Origin of the sequence: Streptomyces millisiae, assembly GCF_031845425.1 — a bacterium.
In the GTDB taxonomy this organism is placed as follows: domain Bacteria; phylum Actinomycetota; class Actinomycetes; order Streptomycetales; family Streptomycetaceae; genus Streptomyces; species Streptomyces millisiae.
On the sequence record NZ_JAVREM010000426.1, the window covers coordinates 1 to 383 of the forward strand.

A 383-nucleotide genomic window follows, 5' to 3' on the forward strand; every position below is an offset into this window, starting at 1 on the left:
ACAGCGGCAAGGCACTGGACGTGTACAACCTGGCGACCAACGACGGGGCGCGGATCACGCAGTGGTCGAGGAACGACCAGGCGCAGCAGCAGTGGCAGTTCGTCGACTCCGGCGGCGGCTACTACCGCGTCAGATCCAGACACTCCGGCAAGGTGCTCGACGTCTACAACTTCTCGACCGCCGACGGCGGCAGCATCGTCCAGTGGGCCGACAACAACACCGCCAACCAGCAGTTCCAGGTCCTGGACTCCGGTGGTGGGTACGTGCGGCTGATCAACCGCAACAGCGGCAGGGCCGTCGAGGTACAGGGCGCGGCGACCAACGACGGCGCCAACGTCGTCCAGTACGCCGACTGGGGCGGCGCCAACCAGCAGTGGCAGCTG

1 protein-coding gene is annotated in these 383 nt (G+C 66.8%); it reads left to right on the plus strand.

Annotated features, from left to right (window positions below; genetic code table 11):
• Window positions 1–383: RICIN domain-containing protein (locus RNC47_RS37405; RefSeq protein WP_311605342.1), on the plus strand; the 383-nt coding region annotated here is incomplete at both ends.